Here is a 22,066-nt window from a genome sequence, read left to right as displayed (position 1 = left end):
TTGGACCGCCCACGCCCCGTTGGACCGCTGTAACCGGCGGCTACGGCGGTCCAACCGGGGAACAGCGGTCCAACGGGGGAACAGGGGTCCAACGGGGGAACAGGGGTCCAACTGACCGGCTCAAAAACCACACACCGCCACCCAAGCGCTTACACAACAGACCTAGTAGCAGGCGAGCGGCCCCGATGGGCCCTCGATCACCTGGATGGGGGTGCCGAAGACGGCGGTAAGCACGTCATCGCGCATGATCTCCGCCGGCGGGCCGAAGCGGAATACGCCGCCGTCCTTCAGGGCGCAGATGCGGTCGGCGTAGCGGGCCGCGAAGTTGATGTCGTGCAGCACGATCAGCACGGTGCGGCCGAATTCCTTCGCGGCGCGCTCCAGGTGGTTCATCATCTCCACGCTGTGGGCGATGTCGAGGTTGTTCAGGGGCTCATCCAGCAGCACGTAGTCGGTCTCCTGGCACAGCACCATGGCCACGTAGGCGCGCTGCCGCTGCCCGCCGGACAGCTCATCCAAGTGACGCCCCTCCAAGTCGCCCAGAGCGAAGAAGTCGATGTAGCGGGAGATGATGCGCTCGTCGTCGGCCGTGAGCCGCCCGTGGGAGTAGGGGAAGCGCCCGAAGCCCACCAGTTGACGCACGGTGAGCCGGGTGATGAAGTGGTTCTCCTGCCGCAGGATGGACAGCACCCGGGCCAGGTCCGCCGACTTGGTGGAGGACACATCCAGCCCGGCCACACGCACGGCGCCCTCGTCAATGCCCAGCAGCCGCCCCACCATGGTCAGCAGGGTGGACTTGCCCGCCCCGTTGGGGCCGATGAAGGCGGTGATCCCGCCGGCGGGCAGCTCCAGGCTGACCGGCCCGATGACAACCTCGGGGTTGTAGACCTTGCGCACCCGGTCCAGTTCGATCACAGGCGCCCCTTTCTGAGCACGACGACGAGGAACACCGAGCCGCCCACCAGCTCGATGATGATGGAGACGACGCCCTGGGCGTAGAACATGTGCCGCATGACGAAGTAGGCGCCCGTGAGCACGAGCAGTCCCAGGCTGGCAGCCATGGGGAACAGGTAGCGGTGGTCGTAGGTGCCCGACAGCTGGTAGGACAGGGTCGCCACCAGGAAGCCGAGGAAGGTCATGGGGCCGACCAGCGCCGTCGAAGTGGCCATGAGCACCGAGACCAGCACCAACACGGCGATGGTGGCGCGGGTGTGGTTCAGCCCCAGAGTGGTGGCGGTGTCCCGCCCCAGGGCGAGCACATTGAGCCGGCGCGAGTACGCCAGCAGTGCGGCACTCGCCACCACCGCCAGGGGGATGGCGATCGGGTAGTAGTCGGGGTCGGCATTGGCGATGGAGCCGAACAGTCGGGCGGAGAGCAGGTCGAACTCGCTGGGCGTGAGCAGGCGCTGCATGAAGGTGGTCAGGCTCCCCAGGGCCGAGCCGATCACGACGCCGATCAGCAGCATCGAGTACAGGTTGCGCGCGCCGCCGGTCAGCAGCCAGGAGTACAGCAGCAGGGACAGCCCCACCATGAGCGCCAGCCGCAGGGCGAACATGGGCGCAGTACGGGTGGCGGCCAGGCCGGTGGCCCCGAAGAAGAAGATGGTGGCGGTCTGGATGGTCCGGTACAGGGACTCGAATCCCATGAGCGACGGCGTGATGATGCGGTTGCCGGTTGCGGTCTGGAAGGCGACGGTGGCCATGGCCTGGCATACGGCCACCACGATCATGGCGACTACGGCGTCCAGGCGCCGCTGGGCGATGAGCCAGAAGCCGCGGCTGCCCGGTTCCATCGGGTTCTTCCACACCAGCAGGCCGACGGCGAAGCAGACCGCCAGGCCGGTGACCGCCAGGTAGGTCAGCCACCAGCGACGGCGGGCAGCCGGGTTAGGGAAGGCGCCGGAGCGGCGGACGACGGCGGGACTGCGCGTGGCCGCGTCGGCGTCGATGGGGGCGCCCGGCGTCGTACCGGCGCTGCGGGTGGTCGTGCCGACGTCGGGGCGGCCCGCGGTCGGCGCGGCGGAAGCTCCGAGACTCATGCTCATCCCTTCCCGGTTTGGCGGATGATCAGGGCGATGAACACCGCGGCCCCCACCAGGCCGAGAATCACGGACACCGGGATCTCGAAGGGGGCGATGACGGTACGAGCGAGCAGGTCGCAGGCGGTGATCAAGCCGATCCCCACCAAGCACACCCAGGGCAGGTTGGAGCGCAGGTCGTCCCCACGGCGCATGGACACCAGGTTGGGGACGATCAACCCCAGGAAGGGCAGCGAGCCGACCACCACGGTGACGGTGCCGGTGGCCACGGCCACCAGCCCGGTGCCGATCAGCACCGTGCGCCGGTAGTCGACGCCGATGTTCGTGGCGACGTCCTCCCCCAGGCCGACGGCGGTCAGGTGGTCGGCGTAGTAGAAGATCGCGGCCACGACCGCCACCACGATCCACATCACCTCGTACTGGCCCCGGTACACCGACGTGAAGCTGCCCTGGAACCACACGCCCAGGGATTGCAGCATGTCGGTCTGAAGCGCGAAGAAGGTAGACACCGCGCTGACCACCGCCCCCAGCATCATGCCGATGATCGGCACCAGCAGCGAGGAGCGCAGGGAGACCCGGCGCAGCAGCAGGAAGAACACCATGGTGCCGATGAATGAGGCGGTGACGGCGCCGGCCATTCGCCCCAACACGCTGGCGCGCGGGAAGACCACCATCACCGTCAACAGGCCCAGGCCGGCCCATTCGGTGGTGCCGGTGGTGGTCGACTCCACGAATCGGTTCTGGGTGATCAGCTGCATGACCAGGCCGGACATGCTCATGGCGGCCCCGGCCAAAACCAGCGCGAGCGTGCGGGGGACGCGGACGTTGCGGAACATCTCCCAGCCGTCCGCGTGGGACAGGATGGAGTACTGGCCGGTAGCCAGGCTCAGGCCCAGCAGGGCCAGTACCGCCAGCAGCCCGACCGCGAGCCCCCGGCTGACCAGGGGCTCGCGGGTGCGGGCGGCGGTATCGGTCGCGTCACTGGGCGGCGCGCCCGACCTTGAGAGCTGCCGGGTGCTCAGTTCTGTGCCCCTTCGAAGGCATCGGCAATCGAGTTGAGGATCTCGGTGTAGGTGATGATCGACTCGTTGGTGTAGGTGTCATCCGGGGCGTAGACGATCTGCCCGGAGGTCACCGCCGTGACATTCTGCAGCGCGGCGTTGCCCGCGATCACATCCGCGGCGGGCGTGTAATTCGGGTCGTCCGCGGTGATGGCGGCGTCGCGGTCCATTACGAAGATCCAGTCCGGGTTGGACTCGGCGATCTGCTCCACGGAGACGTCGTCGCCCTGGTGGTCATCGGTGGAGCCCTCTACCTCGAGGGCGGGCTCCAGCTCAAGCAGGTCGAACAGCGGCCCCCAGGTGCGTCCGGTGGTGGGCCCGGAGTAGCCGATCTCTCCGCCGGAGACGATCACGGCCATGACCGTGGAGGAGCCGTCGTAGGCGTTCTTGGCGCGCTCCAGGGCGTCCTCGAAGTCGGCGATGAGCTGATCGGCCTCGGCCTCCTTGCCGAACACCTGCCCCAGGTCGGTTACCTGGCGCTCGAGTTCGGCGTCTAAGGGCTCACCGTCGCGGGGCTCGAGGTCGAGTAGGGCGGCATCGGGGGTCAGTTCGGCGATCGAGTCATACTGGTCGGAGAAGCGCTGGCCGACGATCACCAGATCGGGGTCGGCCGCAGCCAGGGCCTCCAGGTCGGGCTCACGGTGGTTGCCGATGTCGGCGACGTCGTCGCCGTCGTATGCGGTCACGGTGGAGGGCATGACCCCCTTGGGCACGGCGACCAGCGGCACATCCCAGTCGGCGAGGACCTCGAAGGTGCGGTTGTCGGTGGAGGCCGCCCGCTGGACGGGCAAGGACACCTCGACGCTGCCGTGATTGTCCTCGATGGTGACCGAGGATGCCTGGGACACGGAGGTAGAGGCGGCGTCTGAGGCCGCGGAGGTGGACGCGGAATCGGTACTGCCGGAGCAGCCGGCGAGGGCGAGGCTCACGGTCGCCGACAGCGCCAGGAGCGCAGGGAGTTTGCGAGACATGTCTTCCTTCAGGATGGTAGGGCTCGCGCGGCACGGTCCACGCGAGAGGCACAGGCTTCCGCCAACCCACTGAACTTAGGTCAGGTTCACCTATGTATGGCTAACCTATGTCGCCGTGGAGGCGAACGGCAAGCCCTATCTCGCCCCGAGGCCGCTCGAAGCAACCGCCGAGGTCGGTGGAAGTTACATCCCGAGGTCGGTTGATGTGGCGGCGTGCCGGTTCACGACGCCGAGGCCGAAGCGCCGGCACTCGCAGTGGCACTCGGCGACGCCGTTGCGGCGCCCCGGCTCGCCTCGACGGCGGCGACGATGTCGGGCACGTGGTTCTCGCAGCACCACGGCAGTGACAGCGGGGAGGCCGCCGCCAGGCTCATGGCGGCGACCTCGTCGGCGACGAACAGGGCCGTGCCGTTGGCGACGGCCGGAATCTTCGCCAACTGGGGGTCCGCCTTGACGGCGTCCACGGCGCCGTCGCCGCCCACCTGAGCCCACAACAGGTCGGCTTCCAACTCCTCGGCCTCGCTGAGCGGATAGTTCGCGGCGACCGCTCCCGCGGCCCCCTCCGCCGCCTGGGCTGCAGGCGCGAGGGTCAGGCCCAGTTGGCGCAGCACCTGCGAGCGCGTATCGACCTCGGTGTACACGGTGATGGAGGGGCCGCTCGCATCTAGCGCGACCGCCGCGTAGGTGGCACCGGACAGATCCGGATTCAAGGTACGAGCGGTGGTCAGCACATCGGTGGTGGTATTGACCAGGGCCTCGGCGGCGGCGGAGCGCCCCAGCGCCCTGCCGACGGCGACGGTCACCGCCTCCCAGGAGGCCTCGTAGGCGGAGGCATCGGCCGGGTAGGCCAGGGTCGGAGCGACGGCGGACAGGCGCGCGTATTCGTCCTCACTCATGCCCGAGTGCACACCGAGGATCAGGTCGGGTTCAAGCGCAGCGACCGCGTCAACGTCGACATCTTCCGCCGCGGCGTACAGGGTGGGCGCGGCGACGGTGTCCCAGCCGGCGCCCAGCGCTTCGAGTCCTGCGGTGGTCCAGGGGTAGGCCTCCTCGCCGTCGGCGTCCGCAGTGACGGCGGGCATACCCAGGGGGACCACGCCTAGGGAGATGACCACATCGGCGTCGACGGTGGAGATGGCCACGATGCGAGTCGGCTCGGCCGCAATCGTGGTGGAGCCATAGGTGTGGGCAATGGTAATGGGGAAGGATTCGGTGGCTCCCTGTGAGGCGTTGCCCGCGGCGGCGGATGGCCCCGCCGTGCTGCTGCCGCCGGAGGCGCAGGCCGCCAGCAGTACGGCGGCACCCGCGGCGGCGGCACCTGCCAGGAGGGTGCGGCGGCTCAGGCGGCAGGCACCGGTGCGGGCGGCGGAACTGGCGCGACGCCGCTCGGTGCCGCGGGCGAGGTCGGTAGAACCGGCAGAATCGGCGGAATCGGCCAAAGACGTTCTTCCCTTCGGTCACGGCCCCGGCGCCGGGCGCCCGGGCCTCGGTCGAGGGCATTTTCCTATGCGAGGAGGCCGTGCGGCAAGGTTGCTCGCGGCTCACGGCGACCAAGCAATCTCCACATGTCCGCACGCCCGGATAGTGGCAGCGGCCGGTTGAACGGCGTTGTTCGAGCTCCCGTCGTGGGTCTGCACACTCGAGAAGTAAACGCCAGGGCGGGATCCGCATGATAGTGCGGATTTGGCTTGCAGACCGAGTGTCATGACACTGCTCCTGTGTGCAGCGAATGGCTCGTTGCACACTGGAGCAGTGTCACCGGACTCTGCCGGAGAAGTGATTTCCGCTTATTTCCAAGGGAAAACGGGATTCAGCCAGGTCTGCTCGGGCGGCTCTTGCGTGCGGACCGACTCTGGAGCGCCGGCATGCAGCGTGGGCTGCGACCGACGCCGCCCACCACATCCTCAAACTGTAAGAGCCTGATAACGAATCACACACTTCCCGCGTGCCCCCACCCCTTGTCCCGTCTGACACCGCAGCGAAATACTGGACGAGCCCTTACCCCGACCCAGGAGCTGCCTCATGGCCAAGAAAAGCGATAAGAACGAGCCCACGCCCCACTCCAAGTTCCACTGGCTGCTCATCACCTTGGCGGTCATCCTGGGCATACCAGGCGTGATCGGGATCTACGTGTGGATCTCCAGCCACGTCGAGGGATCGGTGCGCATTCCCGTGATCCTGCTGATCTTCCCGCTATTGCTCTTCATCGCCATTGCAGGCGTCATCGACGACGCCATCCTGGCGAAGGCCCCACGGCTGGTGCGGAACCAGGACCGGTACCTGCTGGCCCAGAAGCTTGGACACGACCCCATCACCGGGGCGCCCCTCAACGTCGGCGGCTACGCCCCGACACAGGGCAACGACATCCCCGGCACAGCAGCGTATGGTCCCGGCCCGCAGCCACTGGGCCAGGCGGGCAGGACGCCCCAGTACGGCTACGGGCAGGTTCAGGCAACCCAGGCCTTGCAGGGATACGGTCAGATGCCGGCGGGTTCACAGCCCACCACGCCGGGTTACGGATACGCCCAGACCACGTCGGCACAGCCGAGCTCCCAGGGGTACGTGGACCAGGGGCGTCAGGGTCAGGGATATGGGCAGTCCACGCCCCAGGGACAGCCGGAGGCGTATGGCTCCTACGGCTACGGCGCCCCCACGGCGTAGGTAACACGGACCCACGCAGACGGGTAGTAGTCCCCAGTCGACGCCATTGCCGCGTGACAAGATCGAGACCAATACTGGGGCGGTAACGACACCATCAACTACAGGAGTGTCCTCATGGCCATCACGCAGCGCAATGAATCCGTTCCCCATTCCAAGTACTACTGGGCCCTGATCGCGGCGGCGATCGTGATTGGCGTCGTGGGCATCTACGTCATCCTCGGCGTGCTCGTCGGATACCTAGGATTCAAATTCGGTCTTCGCGCCCTGGCGATCGCTCTGATGTTCTTCACCATCGGTGCTGCGCGCGCAATAGACGAGAAGATTCTCGCCAACTCTCCGCACCTGGTGCGCCCAAAGGACCGCCAGCTGCTCGCCGAACGGCTCGGGCGCGATCCCCTCACCGGCATCCCGCTCGCCGCCGGGAACGATCCGGCCTCGGGTTACGGGCAGGCCCAGGGGCACGGACCCGTGCCGGCCTACGGCCAGGTCCCGAGCTACAACCAGGTGCTGGCACCCGGCCAGCCCATGCCGCCCGCTCAACCCACAGCGTCCACGCAGACACAGCCCTCCGCGCACGGATACGGCGTCGGCGGGTACGGACCGACGGCGTCCTGAAGCCGCCCGAATTCATGTCGGGGGCTCCCGGTAGCCTGCCGCCATGGCCACCACGAAGACAGCGAAGGCACACACCGCCTACGTGTGCACCGAGTGCGGCTGGTCCAGCCCCAAGTGGCTCGGTCAGTGTCGCGAGTGCCGCGCCTGGGGCACGTTGGAGGAGTTCGTAGAGTCGGCCCCGGGCGGAATCGGTTCTCCCGGACGCGTCCCCATGTCGGCGGCGCCGATTCGCCCCGCCGTCGCCGCGCGCCCCATCGCGGAAGTCAGCGCGGAGGAGGCCCGCGCCCGCCCCACCGGGGTGGGCGAGTTGGACCGGGTTCTGGGCGGCGGCGTCGTGCCTGGGGCAGTGGTGCTGCTGGCAGGAGAGCCAGGCGTCGGCAAGTCCACGCTGCTGCTGGATGTCGCCGCGAAGGCGGCCGCGGCCTCCCGTGAGCGCGGACAGGGGCCGGTGCTGTATGTGACCGGGGAGGAGTCGGCCAGCCAGGTGCGGCTGCGCGCCGAGCGCATCGACGCCATCGACCCGGCGCTGCTGCTCGCCGCCGAGACCGAGCTGGGCGCGCTCCTCGGGCACGTGCAGGACGTCTCCCCGTCCCTGCTGATTGTGGACTCGATCCAGACCATCGCCTCCGCGCAGGTCGAGGGTGGCGCAGGTGGCATCACCCAGGTGCGGGCGGTGGCGAGCGCCCTCATCCAGGTGGCCAAGGAGCGGGCCATCCCGGTGCTGCTGGTAGGACACGTAACTAAGGACGGCGGTATTGCGGGGCCGCGCGTACTGGAACACCTGGTGGACGTCGTCTGCCAGTTCGAGGGAGACCGGCATGCGCGGCTGCGGCTGCTGCGGGCGGTGAAGAACCGCTATGGCCCCACCGATGAGGTCGGCTGTTTCGACCTGGGCGAGCGCGGCATTGTCGGTCTGGCCGACCCCTCGGGTCTGTTCCTGTCGGCGGCGCGCAGCGAGGTGCCGGGCACGTGCGCCACCGTGACGCTGGAGGGGCGCCGCCCCATGCCGGTGGAGATTCAGGCGCTGGTGGCCGGGACCGCCGCCGGCTCACCGCGGCGCACCACCTCCGGGGTCGACCACTCCCGGGTGGCGATGGCGCTGGCGGTGCTGGCGGCCCGGCTGCGAGTGGACACCTCCACCACCGACGTGTACGTATCCACCGTGGGCGGGGCGCGGGCGGTGGAGCCGGCCACGGACCTGGCGGTGGCGATCGCCGTCGTCTCCGCCGCGCAGAACCTGCCCACTCCCCCCGGCCTGGTGGCCTTCGGGGAGGTGGGCCTGACCGGGGAGGTGCGGGCGACGGTGGGTGTGCAGCGGCGTCTGGCGGAGGCGGCGCGTCTCGGCTTCGACCGGGCCATCGTGCCGTTGGCCGGCTCTAAGGAGTTGCGCGGCGTCGACGGCATGCGCGTGCTGCCGGTTGCGCACCTGAGCGAAGCCATCGGCGCAGCCCTGCCCCGCGGCTGATCCCCGGCCGCTCCGGTGCGTACAGACCACCCGCCAAACGCGGGCGGGCGGGTAAGGCGCGATCTGTTTCACGGCGGTCGGCCGCCCCGGGCGGTTAGCATGATGCGGCATCGGTCCGAGGCCCGCGCCAGTCGGCGCGCTCGGACCACCCCCAGGAGAGACCCATGACCGAAAACCCCGTCAACCTGCTGCGCGAGACCCTCGCACTCGTCGCCCCCGGCACCGTTCTGCGCGACGGTCTGGAGCGCATTCTGCGCGGGCGCACCGGGGCGATCATCGTGCTCGGCTTCGACGAGACGGTGGAGGCGATCTCCTCGGGCGGCTTTCGGCTCGACGTCGAGTTGACCGCGGCGCGACTGCGGGAGCTGGCCAAAATGGACGGGGCCGTGATCGTGGACCGGGCCAACAACCGCATCCGGCGCGCCAACGTGCAGCTGTTGCCCAACGCCTCCATCGAGACCGCCGAGGCCGGCATGCGTCACCGCACCGCCGAGCGCGTGGCGCGGCAGACCGGGCACCCGGTGATCTCGGTGAGCCAGTCCATGCGGATCATCTCCCTGTACGTGGACGGGCGTCGGCACGTGATCGAGCCGAGCGAGGCGATTCTGGCGCGCGCCAACCAGGCGCTGGCCACGCTGGAGCGCTACAAGGCGCGCCTGGACAAGATCTCCGGCGGCCTGGATGCCCTGGAGATCGAGGACCTGGTGACGGTACGCGACGTCACCGCCGTGCTGCAGCTGTTGGAGATGGTCAGTCGCATCGCCTCCGACATCGACGGCTACGTGGTCGAGCTCGGCACCGATGGGCGGCTGCTCGCCCTACAGGTGGAGGAGCTGACCCGCGGGCTCATGGCCGAGCGCGACTTCCTGCTGACCGACTACCTCCCGCAGGGACTGGACACCGCCACGGTGGACGCACGCCTGAAGTGGGTGGGCTCCCCCGCCCTGCTGGACCTGGCCATGGTTGCCCGCGCAATGGGCCTCGGCGGCGCCGACGGCCAAGACCTGGACGCGTCGGTCTCACCGCGTGGGCTGCGGATCCTGTCCAAGATCCCGCGGCTGCCACTGGTGACGGCGCGCGCGGTGGTGGATAACTGGGGCTCCTTGCAGGCGGTGCTCGCGGCGACGGTGGAGGAGCTGGAGGCCGTCGACGGCGTCGGCGCGCGCCAGGCACGTACCCTGCGCGACGGTCTGTCGCGCCTGGCGGAGGTGTCCATCGCCGACCGGTACGCGTGAGGGCGGGCTGCGAGCGTAAGGCACGGCGGCCGATGCTAAACTGAGATTGTTTGGAAACGGTTCGTTTGCGCTGTGCGGCACACTTGTCAACGGTTCGGGTGGGCATCCAGGGAAGGTGTTGAAGTGGTACTGCGGGTTGTGCCGGAGGAGCTCGCCGCCGCTCGAGCGCGCCTGGATGACAGCCGCCATGCGTTGTCCCAGTTCCATTTGGACTCAGGCGGTGAGGGCTTATTCGGTTCTGCCGTGCTCGCATCGGCTGCAGCCCGGTTTGCTGCTCACCACGAGCAGCAGGCAGAGCGTACGGCGGCGCGGGCGAATGCGGACGCAGACGGGTTGCTGGCCGCGCAGCAGGGGTATGCGAGCACCGACGACGAGGCTGCCGACGGCGCGCATCGGCTCGCAGCATCGGCCAGTGGGCTGCGCAATCTTGGTGGCTCGGCTGCGGGCGGTGCCGTCGCCGGAGCCAGGGCTAAGACCGTCACCTACCACGGCCTGACCGGCTAGACCACGGCGCGAGAATATCGACGACTCCAGGGGAAGAAGTGCAGCGTGAAATCAGCGGCTGACGAGGAGTACGTCGCCTCAGTGGCTCCGCCGAGGCGACGACGCGTACGGCGCGTCCTTACCAGCTGCCTCCTGGTCGCACTGCTGGCCACGGCAGGCTTCGGGGGTTGGCTGTGGTGGACCAGGCCACCGGTACGGGAGGTGCCGCTGCCCGACGGTGTTGAGGCCGGGCATGTCTGGTATATCGGCACGAGCGTTTGGCCAGCAAGTACCGAAGCGGGCATGTTGAGAGAAGGACCCCTGCGCTCGGAGAACCATGAGTGGATCGGGTCTTTGGAGTGGGACCGCAGTGACGGGGTCGTGGAGATATTCGAACTGCGCCTGGGGGAAAGCGTGCACATCGACGGCCTGGGAACCGTGACGCTACTGCGGGTCCACCCCGAACCATTGCTCCCAGACTACCGGGACGGAGCCTGGACTTACGCTGTTAATGTCACTCTCGACCCCGGGGTAGAGATAATGTGGTGATAGTTCGCGCATATACGACTCTGCTCATGGTATTTCTTCGCCGATGTCGCTGCGGAACTACATGGATCAGGACCTGTTACCCGTACGTAAGTCAGCGTAGGATTGTCACCATCTGGTTACCCGTGATGGACAAGGAGGGTGTTGGCAGTGGCATCAGCAATCGCCGACGGCGGGGGGTCCGGTGCTCGTTCCGAGGTGGCCTCAGCTGGAGCGGACACGAAAGCAGAATCCGTCGGGTACGGTGCTGTGAGTCCATCAGGTGGAGACATCTCGTTAGTCTCGCCGCGCCGACGCCTCATGCGGAATCTCCTGCGGGGTTCCCTTGTGGTCGTGGTGGTTGTGGTGGGAGTCGCGGGCGGTTGGCTGTGGTGGACCAGACCGCCAGTACGGGAGGTGCCGTTGCCCGATGAGCTTGCCGCCAAGGACGGAACCTACGCACGGATTCATACGAGTATCGAACCGGTAGAGACCGCAGCAGGCGGGTTGCAAGTGGGGCCGTTGCGCTCGGAGGGACATGAATGGATCGGCACGCTGCTATGGCGTCACAATGACGGCGTCCAAGAACCCATTGAACTACGACTAGGAGAAACCACCCACATCGACGGACTGGGCACAGTCACCTTGTTCGCCGTTAACCCAAAACCGCTGATCCCCGACTACCGGACAGGGGGCTGGACCTACAAGGTGTACATCGTCCTCGACCCCGGGGTAGAGGTAATTAGGTGAACGCTCTCGCGACATGATTCTGGTTATGGTATTTCTCCACCGATGTCGGTGCGGGCGAAGTATTTCTCGTAGTCCTCGCTGGTGATGCGGATAATGCCGTCGTCTCCGGCGTCGGAGCCGTTCGCCAGGTTGTTGTGTGCCCAGGGGTTGCGCAGGGTCACGTACTTATCGTCGATCGCGATCACCGTGTAGGCGTGGCCTTCGGCGATCTGGTAGTCGCCAGACCTGTCGTGGGTGTCGATCGCGGCGTCCGGGTGCTGCCTGTCGGCGGCGCGGGCGTCGGTGTTGGCGGTCGCATCCGAGGCCGTGTTGCCGTCACCGAAGTCACCTCCTGCCGTAGTTGCAACGACCGGCCTACCATCCTTCACCGCCTGTTCGATCTGAGACCACTCCTCATCGGTGTACTCATGATCTTCACGCACCGCCCCCAGGAACCCCGAGGTGCCTCTGGTGTCAACTACTGGCGGGCCGTACTGCCCGGAGATCGCCCGCATCGCATCAGCTGGCCTCCCGTTCGGGAGGTTGTGGTCGCCCAGGTATTGGCCGTAGGCGCGCTCGTACACGCTCATCAGGTTCGGCCCCCGCCGCCCACCACCCAGATCATCACCCTGGTTACCGTCGGTGTAGTAGTCGGTGACCTTGATCTCCTCCGGAAAGCCGAAGAAGTTGTACAGGGTGACGATGAACGCCTGATCCTCCTCACTCCACCGCACATGATCCCGCAGAAACTGCTCCCCCTCCTCCGACTGCGAATACGCGTCCAAAGTCGCCAGAAAGTAACAGTCGCCGATCTTGTACTGGTCCACTGGGTCCCAGTCCGAGGAGCCGTCCGCCTGCTGCCGCAACCGCCTTATGTCCTCATCACTGAACTTGGTCTTGCTCCCAGTGCCGTCATCGTCCTTGCCCTTACCCGCACCGACACCGCCGCCCCCATGCGCGCCCACACCAGCAGCCCCCGAACCAACTCGCGAGCTAGCACCTACACCAACGGCATTCAGGGCCGCGGCAGTTTGCATGGCCGCGATACTCACCCGGGCACGGATACCCACGGCCGCACCCGCGGCCGCATACCGCACCCCCGCCACCAGCACCGCCGGCGCCCCAGCGTCCACGGCCTCCAACAGCGCCGCACCGACCAGGGCGCGCAGCCGCTCCAACGCCTCCCTCGCCTCAGCCAGCACCTGGGCGTAAGCCTCCAAACGGCTGGCCCCGTCCAGCAGACTGGTGATCGAGGCATCCAGGTCCGTCTCCAGGCGCCGGGAGGAGGAGCGGAACGCCTCCGCGCTCGCCCCCTGCCAGGACGGGACCGCCAGGCATGAGGACACCACCCCACTGGCGGCCTCATCCAGCACCCGGGCCCCGGTCCTCCAGGAGTCCGCCACCGCCAGCACCCCACCGGGAGAGCCCGGGATCTCGCCGACCACGGCGCCCGCAACCGCATCCAGGCTCAAACCCACACTTACCCCTCACTCGCCAGGTGGTTGGCGCGCCGCTCGCCCGAGACGACACCACAGTTCACAAAACCAAACCGTAACCCCACCGACACCAAAACACCACCGTCAGCCACGGCACGGACATCAGCAAGACCCCCGCCCGAGAAACCACCCTCACACACCGCACCACCGGATATCGGACAGAAGTCGATGTGCGGCGTAGGTGCCGACGCAGAGAACGACGCCGCTCCCCTACTCGATCACGAAGACGCGGTCCTCGGTGAGGTCCGTTCCGTCCAGTTGGATGCGTACCCGATAGGTCCCGGCGGTGGCCGCATTTCCGGAGGCGGCCTGGGCCGTCTCCTCGGAGGAGGCTGTTTCAGTTCCTTCGTCCTCCTGCGCGGCCTCACCATCCTTCGTAGGCTCCGCGTCGGTGGGCGTCGCCGCGGCATCCTCGGCGGCGGGGGCAGCTGCCGTGGTCGACGCCGTGTCAGCAGGTGTGCATTCCGACGAGGCCACGTTGCCGTCCCAGGTGATGGTGGCGGACGCAGCGGTGCCGGCCGCGACCAGCAGGCGCCGGCTGGCCGGGTTGGCCGGGCAGGCGGTGGAGGTCCAAATCGTCTGCTCGCCGGAGGTGATGACGGCGCCGAGCGACTGCGAGCCGACGTCGATCAGGCAGGCCTCGGAGCCGGTGTTGTTCACGGTCAGGTTCAGCTTCAAGCCCGCGCCGGTGGATACCGTGTCGGGTGAGGTGAAGGTGACATCCAGGTCCGCTGCGGTGCACTCCACCGGGTTGGCGTAGGTGGTGGCGGTGTGCGCGGCGGCCTGGTCGTCTTGGGCACGGATGGTGTTGCGCGCCCAGACGGCTGCCGACAAGACACCGGCAGAAATCCCCGCCAGCAGAGCCACGGCGAGCAGCAGCACCACGAGTCGGCGCAGCCAGTAGCGCGGCCGCCGGGTCCTGGCCTGTCTGCGGCTGGCGGTGGCCCCGCGCCCCCGGGTCTGCCCACGTCGATTACCGGCACCCGGTCGCGTCGCAGAGCGGTTGGCGCCGCCACGAGCGCCTCCCCGGTCGGCCGACTGAGCGACGCCGGAGCGCGCCGCCGAACGAGCGGTCTGGCCGCGGCCGGTACGGGCGGTGCGGGCGGGCCGCCATCCCGGGCGGCCATCCTGGGTGGTGACGGTGCGCTGCGCGCGGGCATGGCCGCGGGGCGCCTGCCGTGAGCGGGATGCGGAGGAAACGCGGGGGCGCGCCGACGACGTCGAGCGGGATGCGCCGCCGCTATCCGAAGCGCCGGAGCGAGAGGTGCCACCGCGGGCGGAGGCGGAGCGGGAACCGCCAGAACGCGCAGACGACGCCCGGCCCCCCGTGCTGCGACCGCGCCCGCCGCCGTGGGAGCCGTCTCCCGAGTTCCGTCTCTGCGCCATGGGGTCGACTGTACCGGCGCCGCGGTCCCGCCCCGGTCAGCGCCCCGCCCAAGACACCCGCCGGCATGCCCAAGCCGGGAGGCGTGTCGCCACGAGGCGCGAGCCGGGGCTGGCGGGCACGACCGCCTCTGGCAGCGTCCCGGCGATGCGTCACAAGGCGCTAGGCCGGGGGGTTGGCGGCTCACGCCGTCGGCGGGGACCAGGCCAGCTGGACGGACTGGACCGAGTCGCGGGTGATCAGGCTGGCACGCCCGGCCGGCCCCGGCTTGGGACGCTGACGCCCGAGTAGCGGCCCCTCGTCAGGGTTGCCGGGCAACATGATCCCGGGGGTGGAAAGGTCGTTAAGCGTCTGCACCAAGGGCTCGAACAGGGCGCGGCTGGCCCCGCCCGTGCGCCGAGTCAACACCAGGTGCAGGCCAATGTCCTGCCCCTGGGGCAGCAGGGCCTGGAGCGGCAGCAGTGGATTCATCTGGCCGGTGGTCATCAGGTCGTAGTCGTCCACGAGGATGTATACCTCGGGGCCGTTCCACCAACTGCGGGTACGCAACTGCTCCGGCGTCACCTCCGGACCGGGCAGGCGCTGCTTGAGAAACTCCGCCAGATCCGTCATCTCCTTGGCCGCCTGATCGCGCAGGGTCACATACGTGAGCATGAACTCCTCGGGGATGTCGCCGAGCAGGGAGCGACGCGGGTCGACCGGAAGGATGCGCAGGTCATTCGGGGTGCGATCGCGGGTCAGCTCGGCCATCAGGGCACGCAGGAAGGATGACTTGCCCTTCTTCGCATCGCCCAGCACGATCAGGTGGGGCTCCTGCCGCATGTCGAGGGTGACGGGCTCCAGGCGGGCCTCGTTGATCCCGATGACGGGGCCATCCTCGGCGGGCACCAGGGCCTGGAGCTCGGCAAGGTCGATGCGGGTCGGCAGCAGCCGCAGCTTCGGTCCGGCCGGTCCTTGATAAGCATCGGCGATGGTGCGGCACGCGTGGCCGACGCCTTCGGAGAGCGTGGCGGGATCGTGCTCGCCGTCCACTCGCGGGAGCGTAAGCAGCATGTGCCGCCCGGCGGGGTCCAGCCCCCGTCCAGGCCGGCCAGTCGGCACCGCCTTGGCGGCGGGGCGACTGATCTCGGAATCGGAGGGCTCACCCAGACGCAGTTCGATCCGGGTACCGAGGGCGTCCTTGATCGCGGCACGCATCTCCATCCACCTGCCCGCGGAAATGACCAGGTGCACGCCAAAAGCGAGCGCCCGCGTCATGATCGCCTGCACGCGCTCCGTGATGTTCTCGAAGTCCGTCTTGAGCACGGACCAGCCATCGATGACGAGGAAGACGTCACCGTAGCCGTCGTCGGCCTGACCGGCCGCCCGCCGGCGCCGATAGGTTTGGATCGAGTCGATCCGGTTGGCCTTGAAGTAGCGTTCACGGTCAACCAGCATCGCTTCGATCTCCGCCACGATGCGGGCGATGATGTCGGGGTCGTCACGCGTGCCCACGCCGGCCAGATGCGGCAGGTCGAGCATCGTGGAGAAGGTCCCGCCGCCCAGATCGATCACATAGAACTGGACCTCGGTGGGTGTATGGGTCAGCGCCAGGCCCATGAGCAACGATCGTAGAGCGGTGGATTTGCCGGAGAGCGGACCGCCGACGACGCCCACGTGGCCGCCCGCCCCGGACAAGTCCACGCTGTACTGGTCGCGCCGCTGCTCCAGCGGCACGTCGGTGATACCCAGCGGTACCACTAGGTCGCCACGAGCTCGCCATGATGGGGAGATCAGTCCGAGCTCGGGGTCGACCGCCAGGTCGTCGATCAACGAGTCGAAGGTCTCGGGGACGTCCAGCGGCGGCAGCCAGATCCGATGCGCCGGGTTGCCGTGACCGGTCATGCGCGCCACGGCGATGTCCATGGTGGACATGTCGGCGTAGGTGGCGTCCTTTGCGGACGTCTCCGGCACCTGCTGCTCCGACGTCGGCTCGGGCTCTGCTTGCTGTGCCTGTGGCGGCAGCGGGATCTCCTGGGCGGTGAAGGGCAGCACCAGCGGACCGGTGTCACCGCGCCCCGGGCTGCTCGCGGCCGGGAGCTCCGGCCGCTCCGAGGCGCGTCCGGTGGCCGCGGCGCGCTCCGGCGGCGGCCCTGCCACATAGGCGGCCCGGAACCGGGTCATGGTGCGGGTGTCGCTCTTGAGGTAGCCGACTCCCGGGTAGGGCGGCAGGTCGTATGCGTCGGTGACGCCCAGGACGGTGCGCGATTCCGAGGCAGAGAAGGTGCGCAGCCCGATTCGGTAGGACAGGTGGGACTCCAGGCCGTGCAGGCGCCCCTCCTCCAGGCGCTGTGAGGACAGCAGCAGGTGGATCTGCATGGAACGGCCCAGACGGCCGATGGCGACGAATACCTCGATGAAGTCGGGCTTGGCGGCGAGCAGCTCGGAGAACTCGTCAAGAATGACGAACAGTGCGGGCAGTGGCTCGCCATTGTGCTTGCCCGCGCGGCGAGCGGCCTCGTAGTCGGAGACATTGGCGTAGTTGCCCGTCTTGAGCAGGATCTCCTGGCGGCGGTTCATCTCCCCGCGCAGCGCTTCCTCCATGCGGTCGACCAAACCGAGCTCGTTCTCGAGGTTGGAGATCATGGCGGACACGTGTGGCAGTTCGGACATGCCTGCGAAGGTGGCACCGCCCTTGAAGTCCACCAGCACGAAGTTGAGCTGGTCGGGCGAGTGCGTCAGCGCGAGCGCCAGGACAAGGGTGCGCAAGACTTCTGACTTACCGGATCCGGTTGCCCCCACCAGCAGCCCGTGGGGGCCCATGCCTCCCTGCGCCGACTCCTTGATGTCCAACACCACGGGAGTGCCCTCGGGCGTGACGCCGAAGGGAACCCGCAGCCGGTCGTCGCCCAGACGCGGCGTCCAGCACCGCTCCGGATCAATGTCCCGCACGTCTCCCAGGCCCAGCAGGTCCAACAGGTCCGCGGAGCGCTTGGGGTCAGAGATGCCCACGGGGACGGCGGCAGCGTCCTCCCCAACCTCGGTGAACCTGGCCGCCAGACGCCGAGTCACCGCTTCAGCCGCGGTCGGGTCAAGCATGTCCGCCGCCAGTGGAACGGGGTCCTGGCCGACGACGGCAATCTCCATGGGCACGGTGACCGACCCGTCGGCGTCGCCCGCGGCTCTCGGCTGGGGCGGGTAGAGCAGGAGACGCAGCGTCGTCGGGGAGGTCAGCAGTCCCCACTCGGCGGGCAGATCAACAATGGTGACGCCGCGTACTCCCGCGGCTGAGCCCAGCGGGGAGGTATCGGGAAGCCGGCCGCCGTCGACGACGATGATGACGTGGGGCGTGGGCCCCTCGCCTGCACCGGCGGAAAAGGCCCCCCGGTGTTCCAGCCCCTCGGGAAGCTTGTCCAAGAGCTGGTCGAGGTCGGTGGCGATCAGGCGTGCCGGGCCGACGGCGTCCCTAACCGAGTCGGACCAGGCGTGCGGCGCCCATTTGATCCAGTCCCATTCCGGAAGATTCTCCTCGCTGGCGAGTACCGCCACGCGTAACAGACTCGGAGGCGTCATCGCAAGCAGGTGGGTGAGCAGTGCCCGGGTGTGAGCGCGCGTGACGCTCCCCTCCCCCACCACCTCCACGCGGGAGAGGTTGCCCAGCGAAACCACCCATGGCACCCCGTCGATCTCCCCGTGGGTAGACACGAACCGAGTCATTGCCGAGAGGCACACCGGGTCCGGCTTGGCCAGCGCATCGAGCTTCTCGGCCTTGAGCTCGGCGGACAACTTCACCGTTCCCCGCCCCAAACGCACCGCCAGCGGATCATCGGCAGCTTCGCTGCGTTCCCAGACGCGCTGCCCGTACTGGACGAAATAAGGCAGAGAGACCGGGTCGGGGAAGCTGCGTATGGACTCGGCGCGCTGCTGCCGGGCCGCGTTGCGCACCGTCTCGCGCATTTCCGACAGGTATGCCAGATACTCGCGGCGCTGGTCGGTGACGTTGCCCCGATGCTGGCGGATCTGCCGGTAGATGTTGGCGGCCACCATCGACAGCATCGCCACCACCATGCCTCCGCCCATGAGCAGCATCCGCGTGTTGGAGCTGTTGGAGATCGCCATGAACACCATCACGCCCATGGAGCCGGTCAGCGGCAAGACGGAGGCAAGGACGCTGGTGGCGTCCTGCGGGGCGATGGTGTCGGGCGGGGCCTTGACCTCGATAGTCCCGCCGGCGGGCTCTGGGGACTGATTGTTGTTGGCATTCATGGGGTGGGCGGGCACCTTCCGGTCGTGTTCCGGCACCATTTGGCGGAGGGCCGCCATCGAGGCAGTTCCGTCCGAGTCTGGGGCCGGCGGCACGGGGCGAGCCTTGCCACAAGGCCCACCCCGTCGCGTCGTTATGCTATCTGCACCTAGAGTAACCGCGTTAGTAACCTTCCGTCGGGCGGCCCAACGGGCCACCCCATACTCGGAGCAGCGAGGCGTATGAGCGCAACGGCCATTCATGTCACCCTCGTCCACGAGGGCGGCGCGGTTGACGTTGCGGCCGCACCGGGCACGAGCGTCGACGAACTGTTGGGATCCCAACGCATTGTTCCGGACGCTCGTCCGGCGGCCATCGCCACGCCGTCGGGCCTTCCGATCGAGACCGGTGGGTTGATCGGACAGGACGTGGCCGAGGGATCGGTGTTGGTGATCACCGATGCAGTGGACACTAACGGCCGGGCGACGACGCATCCGCGTCCAGCGTCCTGGGCGGCAGTACGTCCCCCGTTCTGGCTGGCGGAGGCGACGGCGGTTCTGCTAGCCGCGCTGATGCTCGCCTTCGTATTTGCCGGGATCCTCACCGGAACATCTGTGCTGTCGCTACCCGTCCGCGTGACGGCCGCTGTGATGTTGCTCGCGCTGCTAGCGGCGCTCGGGCTGCCACAACGCGCATCCTGTACGCCTACATCGGCGGCACTGTTCACTTTGTCACTTCCGTTGCTGGGTGCGAGCATGAGTGCCCTGCTAGTTCCTCCCACCAACCCGGACTGGGCGCTGCTGGCGACCCTCGTTGCGCTTTGGGGCGCAGCGGCTACGGCCATGGCACTGTGGCTGCGCCACAGGGGCCCAAGCGACGCCGTCGCCGCGGCGACCTGGGCCGCTGCGGCGACGGTGGTGACGGTCGGCGCTGCGCTGGGGATCTCGGCCACAACGCTGGCGCTGTTGACGGCCGCGCTGGCGGCGCTCGGCGGTCTGCTGATTTCAGGGGCCGCCTTGGCCTCGGTGCCGGATCGACAGCTCCTGGACATGACCGGGCAGAGGGCTGCGGGGCAGTCGGTACGTGCTCCGACGACGGCTCCCCCGGTTCAGGTCACCCGCGCCCGCACCCGGCGCACCGTTGCCGACGCCGAAGCCGTCTCTGTCGCACTTGAGATCGCCTTGGGCGCTCTCGTCGCAGCGTGCTTACCCGCTGTCACCGGAGTAGCGGTAGGCCACGGAATCGAGGCCTGGGGGGCACGGGCAGAGATCATCTTTGCGCTGGCACTGCTCACGCTTCGGCCGCGCACCGCCCGCTCGCACGCTGCCCGCATTATTCCGCGGATGTTCGCATGCATCGCCATTTGTCTCAGCGCGCTGGTGGCGGCAGCGACGCAAGCGGTTCAACCGTGGGTCGCGGCGGGCGCGGTGCTGGCGATCGGGGGCGCCTTGAGCCTGGTCGGCGCATTCACCCTGCTCAGACGATCGGCGTGGTGGGGACGCCTAGGCGACGTGTTCGAACGGCTTTCTGCCTTCCTGATACTCCCCACCGCGGTGGTCGCAGCCGGACTGATAGAAGTGATGAGGCAACTGTGAGTCAATTCGAGGTAGTCCGCCAGGCACAAACGCCCCAAGTCGAGTCGCCACGGAGGAATCCATCGCAGGCGGCCCCATCGCGCCCTGATCCGAGCACCGGCCGCCCGCTCAACGTCCCAGAGTCCATCGCGGTCGCGCTCGTCGACGTCCTGCTGGTGCTGGTTCCCGCAGTGCTGGTGCACCTGGTGCTGGACTGGACGGTGCTGGCGTGGATCATCGCCGGAGAAATCGTGGTCGTCATGGCGCTGCTGTTGGCCACGCTCGGACGCACCCCGGGCCTGGCCGTCATGTCCGCATCCGCGGCATCCTCGGTGGGGAAGACACCGGGCATCGCTACGGCTCTGGCCCGGGTTCTGCTGACGCCGCTGCTGCCGATCCAACGCCGCACCCCGAGCGCCACGAGCGGGGGCACCGGTGCCGGGGGGCGGAAGTCGCTGGTCGACTCGATCACCCGAACCAGCACCAGGACCAGGCGGGCCAGTCGGCAAACGTCCGCGCAGACGGTCAATCTCTACACCGCGCCGCCGACACAACCCACCCCGCCGACACAGCCCGCGCAGGCAGCGAATCTCTACACCGCCCCGCCGACACAACCCGCGCCGCAGGCACAGTCCGCGCCGGAACCCGTAACGTCTTTCGCGCCCATGCCTGCGTCGGCACCGGGGCCCGCAGCGGCGCCGGCCGAGCCCGCCCTGCCCGCAGACCCCGCTATCCCTGCACCTGCGTATGGCCAGCAGACATATGGCCAACAGCCGCAAACATATGGTCGGCAGGCGTATGGTCGACAGGCCGAATACGGCCCATCACAAGCGTCCGGCCCGGCTCCGACCCCGCCCATCGTCCCGGGCGCTCCGTCCACGGCGGCCTCGTACGCCTCAGCTACCTCACCGTCGCTGCACTCGCCCGACGCCCCACCGCCTGATGTGCAGTCCACCCCGCCGCGACCGCAGCCCGCTGCGAGTCCTGCTCCGCCTCCGCCTGCGCAGCTGCCACAGTCCTTCCCGCCCGGCGGCACCGGGACGCCACGCGAATCCGCCCCCGGCCCGGCGCTCGACCCCGCCGCCACCGGTCCGGTTCCCACCACGCAGCTACCTACAACTGCGAGTTCAGCCACTGGCACCGCAAACTCGTCCGGCGCCACGTCTCCACCGCTGTACCACATCGTCATTGATTCGACCCGATGGCTACCGCTTGAAGGGCAGTGCATCCTCGGACGCGATCCACAGCGACTGGCCGACGACGACGTTCAGCTCCTAGCGCTGGATGCCTCCACGGCAGTCTCCCGTTCGCACCTGCGCATCGGTGTGGCCGGCGGCGGGCCCTGGGCGGAGGATCTCGGGTCTGCGAACGGCAGCATGATATTGCGGGCGAATGGCACGCGAGTCCCTCTGGAACCCGGCGTCCGCACACCGCTGGGGCGGGGAGGCGTCGTGGTGCTGGCCGAGCAGGTGCAAGTCACCGTTGAGGCGAGCCGGCGGGCCAGGCGCGCGCAGAGGTCGTAACAACGGTCATCGCCATCCCGACGTCGTCCTCTCGCGCCCAAACACGACCACCACACAGCGGCCTACCGCTCCGAACCCCCCAC

The 22,066-nt window shown here is 68.4% G+C and carries 17 protein-coding genes; 9 read left to right on the top strand and 8 right to left on the bottom strand.

Annotated features, from left to right (window positions below; all coding sequences use genetic code 11):
* Positions 1-162 precede the first annotated feature (162 nt).
* The 5 genes from DRB06_RS09445 to DRB06_RS09425 all read right to left on the bottom strand — a co-directional run bounded on the left by DRB06_RS09445 (position 163) and on the right by DRB06_RS09425 (position 5,510).
* On the bottom strand, positions 163-915 hold the full coding sequence (locus tag DRB06_RS09445; RefSeq protein WP_108965927.1) for an ABC transporter ATP-binding protein: 753 nt from the start codon (positions 913-915) through the stop codon (positions 163-165).
* Positions 912-2,039, bottom strand: a complete 1,128-nt coding sequence (locus DRB06_RS09440) for an iron chelate uptake ABC transporter family permease subunit (protein WP_111819796.1) — start codon at positions 2,037-2,039, stop codon at positions 912-914. Before DRB06_RS09440 ends, DRB06_RS09445 begins: the two co-directional genes overlap by 4 nt.
* Positions 2,040-2,041: 2 nt before the next feature.
* A complete protein-coding gene (locus tag DRB06_RS09435) occupies positions 2,042-2,953 on the bottom strand; it encodes an ABC transporter permease (RefSeq protein ID WP_395994439.1) in 912 nt (303 codons plus the stop codon).
* Between the two features lie 104 nt (positions 2,954-3,057).
* On the bottom strand, positions 3,058-4,071 hold the full coding sequence (locus tag DRB06_RS09430; protein WP_073329983.1) for a siderophore ABC transporter substrate-binding protein: 1,014 nt from the start codon (positions 4,069-4,071) through the stop codon (positions 3,058-3,060).
* A gap of 221 nt (positions 4,072-4,292) precedes the next feature.
* Complete coding sequence (locus DRB06_RS09425) at positions 4,293-5,510, bottom strand: ABC transporter substrate-binding protein (protein WP_111819794.1); 1,218 nt, start codon at positions 5,508-5,510, stop codon at positions 4,293-4,295.
* Between the two features lie 583 nt (positions 5,511-6,093).
* Between DRB06_RS09425 and DRB06_RS09420 the strand changes: the two genes are divergently transcribed.
* The 7 genes from DRB06_RS09420 (at position 6,094) to DRB06_RS15840 (ending at position 11,805) form a co-directional block, all read left to right on the top strand.
* Entirely contained in the window at positions 6,094-6,732 is a 639-nt protein-coding gene (locus DRB06_RS09420) for a hypothetical protein (protein ID WP_111819793.1), read from the top strand.
* Between the two features lie 114 nt (positions 6,733-6,846).
* Positions 6,847-7,347 (top strand): hypothetical protein, encoded by a 501-nt coding sequence (locus DRB06_RS09415; RefSeq protein WP_073329988.1) that lies wholly within the window; start codon positions 6,847-6,849, stop codon positions 7,345-7,347.
* Between the two features lie 43 nt (positions 7,348-7,390).
* Positions 7,391-8,812, top strand: a complete 1,422-nt coding sequence (radA, locus tag DRB06_RS09410; RefSeq protein WP_073329991.1) for a DNA repair protein RadA — start codon at positions 7,391-7,393, stop codon at positions 8,810-8,812.
* A 164-nt stretch (positions 8,813-8,976) separates the two neighbouring features.
* Positions 8,977-10,047, top strand: a complete 1,071-nt coding sequence (gene disA / locus DRB06_RS09405; protein ID WP_073329994.1) for a DNA integrity scanning diadenylate cyclase DisA — start codon at positions 8,977-8,979, stop codon at positions 10,045-10,047.
* Between the two features lie 123 nt (positions 10,048-10,170).
* Entirely contained in the window at positions 10,171-10,551 is a 381-nt protein-coding gene (locus tag DRB06_RS09400; protein ID WP_108965916.1) for a hypothetical protein, read from the top strand.
* A 282-nt stretch (positions 10,552-10,833) separates the two neighbouring features.
* Entirely contained in the window at positions 10,834-11,079 is a 246-nt protein-coding gene (locus tag DRB06_RS09395; protein WP_073330000.1) for a hypothetical protein, read from the top strand.
* Positions 11,080-11,478: 399 nt separating this feature from the next.
* On the top strand, positions 11,479-11,805 hold the full coding sequence (locus DRB06_RS15840; protein WP_146750855.1) for a hypothetical protein: 327 nt from the start codon (positions 11,479-11,481) through the stop codon (positions 11,803-11,805).
* 23 nt (positions 11,806-11,828) lie between these two features.
* On the opposite strand, the gene DRB06_RS09390 is transcribed toward DRB06_RS15840, so the two are convergent.
* The 3 genes from DRB06_RS09390 to eccCa all read right to left on the bottom strand — a co-directional run bounded on the left by DRB06_RS09390 (position 11,829) and on the right by eccCa (position 18,909).
* Positions 11,829-13,256: a C2 family cysteine protease gene (locus DRB06_RS09390; RefSeq protein WP_146750854.1), complete on the bottom strand. Its 1,428-nt coding sequence runs from the start codon at positions 13,254-13,256 to the stop codon at positions 11,829-11,831.
* A gap of 234 nt (positions 13,257-13,490) precedes the next feature.
* Entirely contained in the window at positions 13,491-14,666 is a 1,176-nt protein-coding gene (locus DRB06_RS15835; protein ID WP_146750853.1) for a hypothetical protein, read from the bottom strand.
* A gap of 181 nt (positions 14,667-14,847) precedes the next feature.
* On the bottom strand, positions 14,848-18,909 hold the full coding sequence (gene eccCa / locus DRB06_RS09380) for a type VII secretion protein EccCa (RefSeq protein WP_111819800.1): 4,062 nt from the start codon (positions 18,907-18,909) through the stop codon (positions 14,848-14,850).
* Positions 18,910-19,128: 219 nt separating this feature from the next.
* Between eccCa and DRB06_RS09375 the strand changes: the two genes are divergently transcribed.
* Positions 19,129-20,481, top strand: coding sequence for a hypothetical protein (locus DRB06_RS09375; protein WP_073330003.1), 1,353 nt, complete (start codon positions 19,129-19,131; stop codon positions 20,479-20,481).
* Positions 20,478-21,983, top strand: coding sequence for an FHA domain-containing protein (locus tag DRB06_RS09370; protein ID WP_108965911.1), 1,506 nt, complete (start codon positions 20,478-20,480; stop codon positions 21,981-21,983). Before DRB06_RS09375 ends, DRB06_RS09370 begins: the two co-directional genes overlap by 4 nt.
* Positions 21,984-22,066 lie beyond the last annotated feature (83 nt).

Source organism: Actinomyces sp. Z5 (assembly GCF_003287795.1).
GTDB lineage: Bacteria > Actinomycetota > Actinomycetes > Actinomycetales > Actinomycetaceae > Actinomyces > Actinomyces glycerinitolerans.
This window is presented reverse-complemented; position numbering and strand designations above follow the sequence as displayed.